The 14,190-nt window shown below is 35.5% G+C and carries 12 protein-coding genes; 9 read left to right on the top strand and 3 right to left on the bottom strand.

Annotated elements, in window-relative coordinates; translation table 11 throughout:
* Window positions 1-14 precede the first annotated feature (14 nt).
* From tssR to BM371_RS10760, 5 genes are all read left to right on the top strand, one after another.
* Window positions 15-2,414: a type VI secretion system protein TssR domain-containing protein gene (gene tssR / locus BM371_RS10740; protein ID WP_034674136.1), complete on the top strand. Its 2,400-nt coding sequence runs from the start codon at window positions 15-17 to the stop codon at window positions 2,412-2,414.
* Between the two features lie 96 nt (window positions 2,415-2,510).
* Complete coding sequence (locus BM371_RS10745) at window positions 2,511-3,014, top strand: DUF4280 domain-containing protein (protein WP_034674138.1); 504 nt, start codon at window positions 2,511-2,513, stop codon at window positions 3,012-3,014.
* 17 nt (window positions 3,015-3,031) lie between these two features.
* Complete coding sequence (locus BM371_RS10750; protein WP_051882618.1) at window positions 3,032-6,058, top strand: M23 family metallopeptidase; 3,027 nt, start codon at window positions 3,032-3,034, stop codon at window positions 6,056-6,058.
* Window positions 6,059-6,085: 27 nt separating this feature from the next.
* Window positions 6,086-6,886: a hypothetical protein gene (locus BM371_RS10755; protein WP_131430892.1), complete on the top strand. Its 801-nt coding sequence runs from the start codon at window positions 6,086-6,088 to the stop codon at window positions 6,884-6,886.
* Window positions 6,887-6,974: 88 nt separating this feature from the next.
* A complete protein-coding gene (locus BM371_RS10760; protein WP_131430894.1) occupies window positions 6,975-7,928 on the top strand; it encodes a hypothetical protein in 954 nt (317 codons plus the stop codon).
* Window positions 7,929-8,005: 77 nt separating this feature from the next.
* On the opposite strand, the gene BM371_RS10765 is transcribed toward BM371_RS10760, so the two are convergent.
* On the bottom strand, window positions 8,006-9,799 hold the full coding sequence (locus BM371_RS10765; protein WP_034674142.1) for an endonuclease: 1,794 nt from the start codon (window positions 9,797-9,799) through the stop codon (window positions 8,006-8,008).
* A gap of 275 nt (window positions 9,800-10,074) precedes the next feature.
* On the opposite strand from BM371_RS10765, the gene BM371_RS10770 reads away from it, so the two are divergent.
* Window positions 10,075-10,875: a T9SS type A sorting domain-containing protein gene (locus BM371_RS10770; RefSeq protein WP_034674145.1), complete on the top strand. Its 801-nt coding sequence runs from the start codon at window positions 10,075-10,077 to the stop codon at window positions 10,873-10,875.
* 94 nt (window positions 10,876-10,969) lie between these two features.
* Here BM371_RS10770 and BM371_RS10775 read toward each other — a convergent pair whose 3' ends face one another.
* Together BM371_RS10775 and BM371_RS10780 are read right to left on the bottom strand one after the other, a co-directional pair.
* Window positions 10,970-11,497, bottom strand: coding sequence for a DUF4136 domain-containing protein (locus tag BM371_RS10775; protein WP_034674148.1), 528 nt, complete (start codon window positions 11,495-11,497; stop codon window positions 10,970-10,972).
* A 1-nt stretch (window position 11,498) separates the two neighbouring features.
* On the bottom strand, window positions 11,499-11,681 hold the full coding sequence (locus tag BM371_RS10780) for a DUF5522 domain-containing protein (RefSeq protein WP_034674149.1): 183 nt from the start codon (window positions 11,679-11,681) through the stop codon (window positions 11,499-11,501).
* A 31-nt stretch (window positions 11,682-11,712) separates the two neighbouring features.
* On the opposite strand from BM371_RS10780, the gene BM371_RS20740 reads away from it, so the two are divergent.
* The 3 genes from BM371_RS20740 to BM371_RS10795 all read left to right on the top strand — a co-directional run bounded on the left by BM371_RS20740 (window position 11,713) and on the right by BM371_RS10795 (window position 14,127).
* Window positions 11,713-12,042 (top strand): hypothetical protein, encoded by a 330-nt coding sequence (locus tag BM371_RS20740; RefSeq protein WP_034674151.1) that lies wholly within the window; start codon window positions 11,713-11,715, stop codon window positions 12,040-12,042.
* 61 nt (window positions 12,043-12,103) lie between these two features.
* Entirely contained in the window at window positions 12,104-13,009 is a 906-nt protein-coding gene (locus tag BM371_RS10790) for a 1-aminocyclopropane-1-carboxylate deaminase/D-cysteine desulfhydrase (protein WP_034674153.1), read from the top strand.
* A 62-nt stretch (window positions 13,010-13,071) separates the two neighbouring features.
* Entirely contained in the window at window positions 13,072-14,127 is a 1,056-nt protein-coding gene (locus tag BM371_RS10795) for a glucosaminidase domain-containing protein (RefSeq protein WP_034674155.1), read from the top strand.
* Window positions 14,128-14,190: the final 63 nt, after the last annotated feature.

Consider the following 14,190-nt stretch of genomic DNA (forward strand, 5'->3'; position numbering starts at 1 on the left):
TAAAGAAAAATAAGATGAAAAATAAATTTCCTCTAGCGGCATATTATGTGGGATTATCGGTTTTACTTACCAGTTGTCAGGTAAAATTACCGTCGAGAAAAACCCCTGAGCCACAAAAATACGGGCAGATTGACAACGCTTCAGTAATTAATGGGTATCCTAAAAAATCAGTACCATGGATCGCTATTTCAGACCGTTCCAGAAACACTGCTTATCTAGATAAAAATGATGAAAAATCGTATAAGGAAGTTAAGTTTTTAGAGCCTTTAATGGTTCTGAAAAGCCGGGACGGAATGGTAAAAGTGGCAGAATATATTCCTGATGCATTGATGAAAAAAGTTTCATCAAAACAAATAAAAACTTATGGGTGGATTCCGGAATCTGATCTTTTGCTTTGGAGCAATTCGTTAAAAAATGAAAAAAATGGTTATCCGGTAAGAGTCGCAGTCGTACCAAACAGCCCAAACGTGATCAAAAGTGCTGAAAGGTATTATAAAAATGACTCGATTATGGTTTTTAACTCACCAAGTCTGATCGAAATGGCTGATGTGAAAATTCCAAACGGACAAATGGTTTATGTTTACAAACAGGCTGAAAACAACAAACGCTTTTTAGTAGGGAAAAAACCGACCATCGACATCGATAGCATCAGTACAGGTCTGTACGGATGGGTAAGTTCTGATGTAATTTCTACTTGGGGCGAACGTTCCGCAGTGAAAATGAAAAATACGACGGGCGTAAAAGAAACCACGCTGGGAATTCATGAAGGTGCTCCCGGAGGTGCGGATGCGGATAAACGAACCGCAGTTTTACTTACAGATGTTGATAAAAGACCGCCTCTTGAAAATATTTTTCCGGTAACTTTAGCTTTAAATGAAGAAGCGAAACCAGATACGAGAACAAAATATTTTACCAATGTTTTAGATTACAGTAAAAACTTTGTTAAAAATGTTTTGGGAGAGGCTATTTATTTTGACCGTTACAGAGAAATAATTGATAAGAATAAAAAGGCAAATATTGTATTTGTTTTGGATGTAAGCGCATCAAATACACCATATATTCCGATTGTTGGGTCGCTTTTACAGGATCTTCAGCTCAAATTTGAAAAACCTACCTATTTTAATTCAATTAAATATGGTGTAGTTCTTTACAAAAACAATTCTTGTGGGGAGAATGTAGCTCCATCAGTTTTGAGCCAGGATTACAATAAAGTAATTAAATTTATAGAGGATAAAGTAAATGAAATGAATTGTCCTAGTAATGTCGGAAATCAGCCTCTGAATGAAGGTTTGATAGCTGCAGGGAATTTACTTTCTAATGTTCCGGATGAAACCAATATTGTGATCACAATTGGTACTTCTGCCAACAGAAACGGGAGTATGTCTAGTGTAATTGGTTCACTTACACAAGCTCAGGCAAAGCTGATTATGTTCCAGACGAATGCTCGTTCTTCTGATACGTATAACGATTTTGTTTTGATGTCGGAAAATATTGTTACCAATACGGCGAAGAATGTTGCTGAATTAAAGAAACAAAAAATCATCAAGCAGAGTGATGTCTTAACGAAGAATAATTTTAATCTGATAGAAAGTGACGCAGGTTTCTTTTCATTAGATTTTCCTAAACAGAGCATGGCTCAAGGCTTTGTTATTTTTCCTAAAAAAGGAGACATTACCGCTCCTGGTTTGTTGGTGAAATCCGTCGATAGTCTTATTGCTCAGGTTACTTACGATAACGAAATGATTGATAAATCTTTGAATGAGCGTTTTCATTCTTCGGTAGGTGCAGATAAAACGGAGGTTGATTTCAAATACAAATATCTATATCCGGGATTAACGAATCCTGTTCCTTCGGGAATTGCAGCCCAGCTGATCAATTACGGGAATCCGTTTTTGGCAAAAGGTTATATTCCTAAAGAATTAATGGATTATAAGCAGGGAATGGAAAAAGGAATTTTGATTTCAGAAACTGAATATGATCAGTTGAAAGCTTTCTACAGAGAAGTTTATGAAAATACCGGAGCTGCAAGAACCGATTTTAAACAAGGAAGAGCTGTGAAAGAATATATTAAACTTCTGAAAAAATATAACCCGACCTTGCAATTTTTAGATAAAGGTGAGCTCTACAAACAGCCAATGTCTTATGCTGTAGCGGTAAGCACAGGTTTTGATAATTCTGAGGAAGAAAAAATGTCAAAATATATGCTGAGAGGTTGGACGAAATCAAATATTATTACTAACGAGGAAGCTAGAAGCTACTTTAAATATTATAAAGATTTAGCAGACAGAATGCTTACGCATCGAAATAATCCTGCGGTAAAAATTAAGCAAAACGGTCAGGAATTTTACTGGCTTAGTGAATATTTTATGCCGACAATGCTTCCGGTAGAAGAGCCGGAATACACTAAGCATTAATTGTTTACTGCATAACAAAAAAACGGAAAATTAATTTTCCGTTTTTTTTATGTTAAATTACTTTTTGTTATCTTTGAGATACCAAATATCACAAATATGTCTACTCAAGCATCATCTCATGATGGCAAACACTTTGTCGTTCAAAAGGGAACATGTCAATGTGATCAGGGAGATCAGTTTCCTAAACATATCGTAAGTACACACAACAAACATTTCTGGAATGATTCTGCAGGAAGTGCAGATTATCTGGCTGTCACAGAAGACGACCTACAGTTTGATCCACCCGGTCCAAGTTTTGGAAAATGTAAACTAAAACCAAGCTCAGGCGGTTACCTTCCCTGCGCATATGCACCTGCGGGAAAATGGCAGAAAACTTATGAAAAAGTTTTGGTAATGGATAAAAAATGTGTGACTGAAGTTTCTGAACTTCAATGTACAACTGGTGGCAAAATCACCATTAAAGATCACGGGCAGCGTGGTGAGATGAGCAAACAGAATGTGAAAAATGCAGATGAGAAAATCATCAGACACATGAATCCTCTGGTAAATGTCGATGACTTCAAAGAAACAGCGATGGAAAGCGAAATAGATGCTTATTAATTTTAAAAATTTCTGAGATGTCAAAAAGAGGAGTTTCAAAAATATCCGGTAATACTTCTCCTAAAGTAGGGGAGGCGACGAATTACACTATTGCAGACTGGTATCCTGCGACACCACAAAACCAGCGTAATGCAGCAGGTGTTACTTGGGAATTGTTCAAAAAAAGATCCGACGGCAGATTTACAACAACCAACATAAAAAAAACAGGTACAGGAACTTTTACTTTTGGTGAAGTTGCACAAAAGCATACCTATCGCCTTGAAGCTTATCTTTTCGAACCGGAAGGAAGTGGAGCTTCTACCATTGAAATCACTCCGCAACCTGCAGCAGTTCCGAAAATTAAAAAAGTAGAACTGCAATATGTAGATGATTCTCCCGGAACTGAATTTAGTTTTACGGAAAAAATGAGAGCTCGTGCACACTGCGTTAATTTGGCGGGTAAAAAATTGAAATTTTCTCTTTGGGAAGATGATCAGACTGGGGAAGGTCATGATGTCAAAAATCTTTTAATTGAAACGAAAGAAGCGTCTGTAAATGCAAGTGGCGTTGCTGTAGCAGAATTTACTTTAACAAGGGCATTGATGCAAAAAGCAATGCAGGGCGAAACAGATCCCGAAAAGCTTGAATTTTATGTTACCGTAGAATATTTTTCGCATACGAAACATGCAACGGATAATGTTAATGTAAATAATCCGCTTCATGCTCCGACTCCGGTAACCAGACCGCAACCAAGACCACAGCAAACAAATAATAATTCTTCATCGCAGACAACACCTCCTGCTCAGACAACACCTCCTCCGAGAGCTCAAAACTCTCCTGCGGCTGCAAAACCTCAATCTCAAAAGGAAGAAAAAGGAATCGTCGACAGAGTTACAGATTGGTGGAACAAACTTGAACTTTGGGATTACAAAGAAGCTCCGGGAAAAATTACAGCCCAGAAAACACCGACTCCACAAGCCGGCGGCGGGAAAACAGTGAGTATTGTTCAGGATTCTTCTGTTGAGAATTTAACGGATGCTTATTTTGCTAAAAAAGAATACACAAAACTTACAGGTGAAGCAGATGGAAATCATGTGTATACATTTGGCGGAAGAAAAGCCAACAACAAAACTTCTACTGCCGATGAAAAAGCAAAAGTAGCCGATACTGTTCTTAAAAGAATCGCAGGCGAATTAAAAGCTGCAAAAAAATATACGACAAAAGAAACCATTATTCAGGCACTTACTGCCAATGAATATGGTACTGATACGGAAAATAACAAAACCGTTACAATTCCTGTTTTTAAATTGGGGGCAGAATTCAAAAAGATAGAGAAAGCACCTTTAGATTCTAAAGTTTATCTTGTTGCTCGTGCCGCAGGTTTGAACGGAAAACAGGCAACCATTATCATTAAAGAAAAAGATGGTTTCCTAAAAGGTTCTGCAGGAGCAGTTTTACCTGTTCTTGAAATTACGGAAGCTCAGATGGAGCAACCTGCACAGGCAGGAACAGAAGTTCAGGGCACAGAGAAAACAGAATTTAAAGCCACTATAGAAAATGGAATAGCTAAAGTTCCTGTCCATCTGAGACCTAAGTCTAATGATGATTTTAAGCAATGGAGAGAAAAATTAGCAAAAGGAAAAGAAGATGGTGAATATACTTATAAATTCGGTGGAGATACTGCCATCGCAAATGATAATGATAAGCGAAGAATTGCTGATATTATTTTAACCAATGCCAAAAAAGGCAATGCCAACAATCCGAAAATTGCCGATGACAAAACAGCTTTCATTGCCGATATTGAAAGTATTTTAGAGGTGAAAACCTATAAGCAAAATGATACGGTAAAGTTTAAATTGTACAAAAAACAATCTGAGCTGTTGTATCTTCAGGTAAAAGCACAGGGAGAAAAACAGCATGAAAAAGACTTCCTGAAAACGGATGGCGCCTATTTCCAATTAACGAAAACAAAACCGGTGATTTTCCCACTCAAAGTAAAACCGGAAAATGATCTTGGCAAAACCTGGGGACAAAATTATTATTGGGCGGCAAGTCAGGGTAATAATATGACGACTTTCAATTCAAACAGAAGCAAAGGAACCAGAAAGCATGCAGGCCGAGATCTTTACACGCAGCCGGAAACCGAAATTGTTGCCATGGCAGATGGTGTAGTTCTAAAAACAGCACCTTTCTATGCCGGAACCGATTATATTGCCGTACATCATAAAACCAACGACGGACGTGAGTTTATCATCAATTACGGTGAAGTTGCGCCAAGCAAGAAAGAAGTAAAAGAGGGAGATCAGGTTGTACAGGGACAAAAACTTGGAGTTACCGGTTATCTTCACGGGATTACAGTGATCAGCGGACATACTATTTATATGATTCACTTCGAGCATTATACAGGAACTGAAGGTTTTGATTTAGATAAAAATCATATCTTGTCGGGCGACAACAAATATAAGCGAAGAAGCGATCTTGTAGATCCGCTGGAAATTTTGAGAGAAGGATATAAAAATACTTTCAATGATGATACAGGTGATGACGAACTATTCACAGAAGAAGACGGTAAACAAGCTATTACCGATCTGTATAACCGATATAAAAACCAAACTTGGAAATGGAAATGGGAAGGTTCAGAAGAAGAAGTTGAGGTTACAGGCAAACAGTTGGTTACCATTGTAGAAAAAATGTACCGATTAGAGACTTCTCATTTTAAATCAAAACAATATCAGCATTGCGGAACAGGAGGTATGGAAGCGTTTGGAGAACCACCTTATTATGGTTGGGATTCTTCACTTTTCATCGAGCAGCCAACAGGAACATGGAGTGCATTTGAAGGTAAAGGTCTGAGTGGAGCAGGAGGAAATGCACAGATTACCGATAAGCAGAAAGAGTTTGTAAAATTACCTTCTGTACTTGCCGGAATGGAATACAAAGCAAAATACATCATCAAATACAACGGAAATTATGCAAGATGGTTTAATGCGAAAGATACAACCGCACAAACGGCTTATCAGGATTCTTTAAAGAATATCAGAGCCAGATTTATAGAAGCCTTGTAGTTTATATTTAAATTTATGATTAAAAAAATGAAGCAAAGCGCAATACTATTTTTTGTTTTATTCATGTTTGGATGCCAGAAGGCGTCCAATAAAGCAGAACCGATTGCTGAAGTAAAAAGTGCAGAAGTTGTTCAGCCAAAAACTGTTGAGCAAAATTCAGAGATCGATTGTGAAGAGTTTTTCCGACAGCTTGTTTTGTCCAGCAATCTTCCGGCGGTAAAAAATTACAAGGATGTTTTTATCAGAATTGAAAGCAGTTCTGATGATAAAATTGTTTTGGAATTATATGTAAAAAACAATCTTTCAGAATCTTCACAGAATAAACAGGTAGTAGAAAATGCAGTTGCGTGGCTCAACTTTGTACCCGGTTCAGAAAAACTTTTTGATATTACGGCTGATCCAGAAGAACCTGTGGAAATTAGTTTCAAAAAAGAACTTCTTACTCAATATGATTTCAGAAAAGTTTGTGGTATTACAACCAGAAAAAATGAAAAATCAATAGCCAATATTGCTAAAACTAATTGTAAGGAGCTTACTGGTGAGATGATGTCGGGTGAGGAATGTATCATTTCTTCCAATTCGCTCGAAGATGTTTATCAGGAAATTATTAATCAGTCGTTGGTAAGAGATTCGGAATTTCTGCTTAAAAAGCTTCCGAAAACCAATACTTCTGAAAAGGTAAATAAAAATGGAATCGTTGAAATTTCTTATAAGATCAATAAAAATTCGGTCATCATTGAAATGCTCTATGAAGGCGGAGTCACAGATATAGAATTGTATAACCAGAATCAGTCTGTCAGGAGAAAAATTGTTTATAATGCCGATTAATTTTAAAGATTTTTTGAAAAGAAAATAATTATAAACCTTTACGATAATCTGAAATCGCAATTTTCTAAATGAAGCTCTAAAATTTATGATGATTCACTTTATACTTCCCGGAGATACACTGGAAAACATTGCAGAAAAAATTAAGCTTGAAAATCCTGTATACGTTAAAGAATTTCACAATACCTACTGCAGACATGAAGATTTTATCGAAAAAGAGCTCGTCCCCGGAAAGAAGCTTCTTTTACCTGATTTAAAGAAAATAAATGATTACAACGCAAGAAATGATGCGCCCTTCAAAAGTTTAGAAAGAAATCCGGAAATTATATTTGATCCTGTTGGGTTTTTGAATGATTTTAAAGTTAAAATTAAAGAATCAACCGATGACGGTGGTAAAATAATCGAGAACGCATTCTCTTATGTCGCATCTTTACAATGGATTAAAAACGAATTCAATGAACATCTTTTTCATTTTTCAAAAGATCAGTTTTCGAATCTTCATGATACCAAAATGAGCTATCTTGCTGTCGAAAGCATGAATTGTTTAGGTTCAGTCGAGGTTTATGCTAATTCTAAAGGAGAATTAGTTAGAACTGCTGTAAAAAAGCAGATTTTGAATGATTTGAATGGGATAATGGCAAAATTGTATGATCTGTTTCCTGACAAATATGCTGCAATTTATCTTGAAGAATTTAAATATGTCGTTCAGAACCCTGTACTTTTTGATCAGAAAATGAAGCAGGATTACTTCTTGAAAACGTATTTTTCCTCATTCCGAAATCCTTTTAGAAACGGAAAATCTTTTTTTGAAATAAATTTCAATTCTGATTCGTTACCTATTCAGCAAACAGTAAATTCATTGGAAAATCAAAACGAAATTTCTCTTGTTCAGTCTTTAGCTGATGATATTCAAAATAATCTTAGCTTTACAGGAAATCTTACTGTTTCAAAAAATAATGGATTGATTAAAAATATGGATGTCCGCCAATCATACAAACAATATGATATAAAATATACGACCGACTTTAGCTTTGAAGCTGTCTGATTAAATCGTCAATTTATAAAAATGCTGTCCGGAAATTCAGGACAGCATTTTTATTGCTTAGTGATAATAATTACAAATTATTTTACGATAAATTTTAAGGCTGATTCGTCAAGTTTTAAAATGTAAGTTCCCTGTAATAAGCTTTTAATTCTAATTGAATTTTCCTTTTTGAAAGGATGATCAAAAGTCTGCATTACTTTCCCTTGAAGGTTATAGATCTCCGCTTTTTTGATGCTTTCAGTTTCACCTTTTACAAAAATTTCATTATTCACAATTGGATTAGGATAGATTTTTAATTCTTTTGCTTCCGCATTAAAACTTGGGGTCTTTGCTTGTCTTGAAGCTGTATTATGACAAGTCCAGCTTAAATTATCAATCGCTACTCTGTTACTGGCAGAATTATTAACTAAAGTTATCACTACATTTCCGGAAACATTGATGTTGTTAATGGTTGTAGTCGTTGCAGTTGTGCTGTAAGGTACGGTTCCGACCGTTACACCATTTATCTGAACATTAAAAGTACCATTGCTTCCACTGAATTTCAGTTGAGTTGTAACGGTTAATGAGCCAATTCCGTTTGCTGAGCTGTTTGATTTTAATGATCCGTCTCTTATGGTTATGGCTTTATTTGTAATGGTTTGATCGGTTCTGGAATCAGTTGCAGTCCATGTAATTCCGTTGCTCGTCCATGTCCTTGTAGAATACGATGATGAGCTTGCCGATGGAATGGTCTCGAAATTTTCACTTACACAACCTGTCGGGTTAGGATTGGTTGTTCCAGCATTTGTTGTTGCCGAAACAGTTGAGCTGTTTGCAGAAACATTTCCTGCTGCATCTTTCGCTTTTACATAAAAATTATACGTTGTAGAAGGGTTTAATCCAGAAACGGTTGTAGAAGTTGACGCAACATTTGTTTTTAAGCTACCATTCATATAAACATCGTAAGATGATACCCCTACATTATCGGTGGAAGCATTCCATGTTAAAGAAACTGTATTGGTTGTTTTACCGGAAACCGTTAAGTTAGTAACAGTTGACGGAGTCTGTGTGTCTGTTGTTGGAGCTTGTCCGCCCCAGATTTGATTCACATAACTTGGGTTATCAATAAACGGGTTTCTGTTTCCCTGAAAAGTATAAGAAGCATTATTTCTGTTAATTTCAGCCTGAGAAACCGGATCCTGATTGTGCCAAGCTAAAAGTACATTCAGTTCCCACGTTTGAAGTCCCGGAAATGCCGAAGATCCAAGCATGTTTCCTGTAGAGAATGTAGAAAGTTTACTTTGGTATCTCGTGACAAAATAAAAAACCATTCTGGCTACGTCACCTTTAAATTCATCAATCGGTTCAAAAACTGTCCCTGAAAATCCTGCAGAAGAAGAGCTTCCAAGCTTAGAACCATTTAAAGAAGTAAAGCTTGCACTCCCGACTTTCCCGAAAGGATAATTGGAACGCATTCCGTTTACCTTTCCGTCGGTTGCTCTGATGAAATGGACGTCAGATTTCATAGGAGAAGCTTCACTGAAGAGACTTTGAGGAACGATGTGTTCACGGTTGTAGCAATTTCCTTCGGTAGAATACGTTCCGCATTGATTATTTCCGGGAGTATATTTATAAGGATCTGCAGAACTTGGTCTTTCGGAATAAATGTCGAGAATAGAGCCGTCATTTTCGTAATTTTTATCAATATCGGTTGTCTTGTAAGCGGTCCAAAGTCCGTTGTAGCCTTTGTCCTGATGTCCGTTAGTGATGATATTGCTTAATGCAGTTTTAAGCTGAGCTCCTGATAATCCGTTGGCTGAGTTGTAATATCCTGCAGGAGCCTGTGCAAGAGCCAGCTGCGAGAATGTAAAGAATAAAAATAGTTTTTTCATAAAAATATAATTTGCGGTAAGATTAATACAATTTGGTGAATGTAAAATTACATTATTATTAAAAGTAAGACTCACTAATATTAAATTTTACAACGTTATGCACAATATTTATTGTTTGATTTTGAAACAGTGGTATTTGTAAATTTTATATTCTTTTATTAAAATTAATTAAGTTTAATATAAAGTATGAATGAATTTTTAATTGATATAAATCATAATTATTTATAAAATGGCAATAGAATTTATATTTATTTTTGTGATTAAATTTATTTAGAATGATTAAAAACAATTTTCTTTTTGCAGGTCTTATTACTGCATCTGTCGGTTCATTTTTGAATGCCCAGTGTAATGCAGTATCTGAATTTTCTGAAAATTTTGATACGCTGTCATGCTGTAACATGGGAGTAGTTCCTTCTTGCTGGAATAGTATTCTTACAGCAGGTGGCGGAAATCAGATTATTTCAAGCACTTCTCCTGCATCCAGCCCGAGTAATGTTTATCAGACAGGATATAATAAAGTTTCCATTGTCGTCATGCCGTCACTTACCAATATCAATGCGGGAACGCACCACTTTAAATTTAAGGTAAGAGTAAATTCAGGATCGGGACTTTTAGATTTTGGATATATTACGGACGTCGATGATGCAACAACTTTTGTAACACTGCAATCGATTACAATTACAAATAGCACATATGATAGTACTTCAGAAAGAATTTTTGATGTGCCTACGACAGTTCCTGCAAATGCAAGACTGGCCATCAGAAATCCCGGAACAACCTGGGCTGGTCACTATTGGGATGATGCAGTCTGGGAACCGAAAACGGCATTATCTACCAGCGATTTAAAATTAAATGATTTCAAAATCTATCCAAATCCTTTTACTGATGTGATTACCCTTTCTGACACAAAAGAAATAAAACAATTAAAAGTCACAGATGTTTCCGGAAGACTGATCAGAATGATAGAAAAACCATCTTCAAAAATAAATCTAAGCGATTTGAAAGCAGGAATTTATTTCATGACGATAGAATTTAAAGACGGAAAATCACAGACTGTTAAAACCATCAAAGAATAATTATTTTTAAAAACCCATATTTTTAACGTGTAATCAAAAAAAGTCAACACAAATTTTGTGTTGACTTTTTATATAATTTAAATTGAAAATTTTATTATTTCTTCATTCCCGGAGGATAGTTAGCCATAATTTCACCTACGATCTGAGGAATCTGTTTCTGCTTAGCTTTTGGTCGGTCTACAGAAATTCCGCTTCCAATTCCCTGCCAAACCAGCTTTTGAGATCTTGCATCAACCATATCAACGATTATTGCTCCTTCATTGTAATTGCTGCTCCAGGTTCTGTTCATTCCGATTCCCCATCCGAAACCGCCGCCCCACCCCCACATTCCGCCAGGATTGGATGTCGTAATATCAGTAATTTTTTTGTGATTTGCTTTCACATTAACGATCAAATCAGGGTTTTCTCCAGACTGGAGGCCTTTCATCTGCAATTGCTTAGAAAGCTCGTTCAAAACTCTGTCTTTATCAATATCGTTCAGCTTCAGATCATCGATTCTGATTTTATACGTTTTGTATGACGAGAAATTAGCTGTCTGCGCGTAATCTGAACGCACTTTGAAAGGGCTGCATGATGACAAACCTAAACTTGCAGCAAGCAAAATAAAAATATATTTCTTCATTTTATTTATTTTTTTTATTGGTTTTTATAAATGTGTCTGTCTTTTTATCATATCCGTACGGACAGTGTCTGCATCCGCTTTTACAGCAATGTCCACGTTTCAGATGAAATTTTTCTGTAAAAACCTTATAGCCCTGCTCGTTATAGTAAAAGTCTTCACCTTCTTTGATTTGAAAAAGTGCCATAAGTTAAATCAAAACTTTTATATTTGTTATTATGATAATTGTATGCCAAAGGCTCCTCAAAAATACAAAAATAAACGGCATTACACTCTTTCCTTTTATTTTCATCAAGAATCCTGAAGATAAGAAGAATAGAGTATTGATTAATCATGAAAAAATTCATATCAGACAGCAATTAGAACTGTTGATCATATTTTTTTATATTCTTTATATGGTAGAATATTATTATCATTTTTTCAGGTTGAAAAATGCTTATCAGGCTTATAAATCAATATCTTTTGAAAGGGAAGCGTATGCGATGGAACATGATTTAAATTATCTCAAAAAAAGAAAATTTTGGAGTTTCACAAAGTTTATGAAATGAAAATTAAAATATTATTAAAATAATTAAAAATCTTAATTTTGTAGTGTAGTTTTAAGCTGTAATGTTAAAAATTCTATCAGAGAAAATTCCGATTCAGGAAATTCCCGTTCAGAAAAATGTTAAACTCTTTATCAAAAGGGAAGATTTAATACATCCTCAAATCTCAGGGAATAAATACTGGAAACTTTTTTTTAACATTAATAATTATCTTGAGACTCAGCCTAAAAACCCTCTCATCATAACTTTTGGCGGAGCATTTTCAAATCATATTTCAGCTGTTTCAGCAACAGGAAATTTGGCTAAGGTTAAAACTTTAGGAATTATTCGTGGAGAAGAATTAGAAAATAAATGGACGCATAATCCGACCTTGGTGTTTGCTAAAAGAAACGGAATGAATCTAAAATTCGTTACCCGTGAAGAATACCGCCATAAAGATAAACTCACCGAATTTTTACAGCAGGAATTTCCTGAAGCGTTGATTATTCCTGAAGGCGGAACGAATATAAATGCGGTTCAGGGCATAAAAATGATGCTCAATAACGATACAAAAGATTTTGATTATCTTTGCACAGCAGTTGGAACCGGCGGAACATTGGCGGGGATTTCAGAGTTTTGTGAAGAAAATCAGAAAGTTATAGGATTTAAGGTTGTTGATGATTCTTCTTTGGAAAACAAGACTTCTGAACTAACTTCAAAACAAAATTTTCATCTAACCGATGCAGCTTTTGGCGGTTATGGTAAAATAAATGATGAAAATGTGCGTTTTATTAATGATTTTAAAATGAAGTTTGATATTCCGTTAGAGCCTATCTATACAGGAAAAATGATGCAGAAAGTTTTTGAAATGATTTATGCGGATTATTTCCCGGAAGGAAGCAAAATTCTCTGTTTTCACACTGGTGGTTTGCAGGGAATTGAGGGAGCTAATCTGATGCTGGAGAAACAGAACAGAGATTTAATACTATAAATGTAAAAGTAAAACACTCTTATTAGTTATTCGAAGTGTTTATTTATTCAAAAAAATAAAAAATGAAAAGACTTTTCTTACTAATTAGCCTTTTAGTTTTATCAAAATTCTCAGCTCAGACCTGGGCAACAGAAGATCAGTACATCCAAAGATTTGCACAATATGCTGTTGAAGAAATGGAAAAATACAAAATTCCGGCTTCAATTACGCTTGCACAAGGACTTTTGGAAACAGGTGGCGGACAAAGCCGTTTGGCTCAGGAAGGAAAAAATCACTTCGGCATAAAATGTAAAGAAGACTGGACCGGAAAAACCATGAAGCATACCGATGATGCTCCGAATGAATGTTTCCGTGTGTATGATGATCCAAAACAATCTTACGAAGACCACTCAATATTTTTGGCAACCAGAAAATATTACACCAAACTTTTTGACCTTGATATGAAGGATTACAAAGCTTGGGCACATGGTTTGAAAAAAGCAGGTTATGCAACAAATCCCCGTTATGCATCGATTCTAATCGGGAAAATTGAGAAATATAAATTGTATGAATTTGATGATGTCAATTCTAAAGAAGTTCTTTATGCAGTACTAAAAAAATACCCGGGATTGCAGGAAGACAGACAGTTTATGGCTCAGCTGGAACCTGTTAAGGAAAAGAAGAAAACCATCGCTCCGACTCCTAAAACTCAATCTCAGCCTAAGGTTTATGCTTTAGCTCCTGAGAAAAAAGAAAGAGTAAAGACCAGAACGGAGATTTTAAATTCAATTTTAATTAAAAGTCATCCGAATGGTGGTTTAAAATATATCGTCATTCCTGAAGATACAGATATACAGTTTATTGCTAAAAAATTCAAGATCAGCGAAAGCAAACTTATAAAATGGAACGAGCTTGAAGGAAATGCACTGGCAAAAAATGAAATTGTATTTCTAGAATCTAAAAACTCGGCAGGAAATACAGCAACGTACAAAGCAGAATATGGTGAAGATATGTACGATATTGCCCAAAAATTCGGAATTAAACTCAATAAATTATACGCAAAAAACAGAATGGATGAAGGTCAAAAACCTTCTTCCGGGCAGCTGATTTATTTGATCGATAAAAAACCTAGAAACTAAAATTGGTTGTTGGGTTTGGGTTGATGGTTGTTTGTTTTATAACAGCAAATCTATCAACGATCA

Origin of the sequence: Chryseobacterium formosense, assembly GCF_900116415.1 — a bacterium.
In the GTDB taxonomy this organism is placed as follows: Bacteria; Bacteroidota; Bacteroidia; order Flavobacteriales; family Weeksellaceae; genus Chryseobacterium; species Chryseobacterium formosense.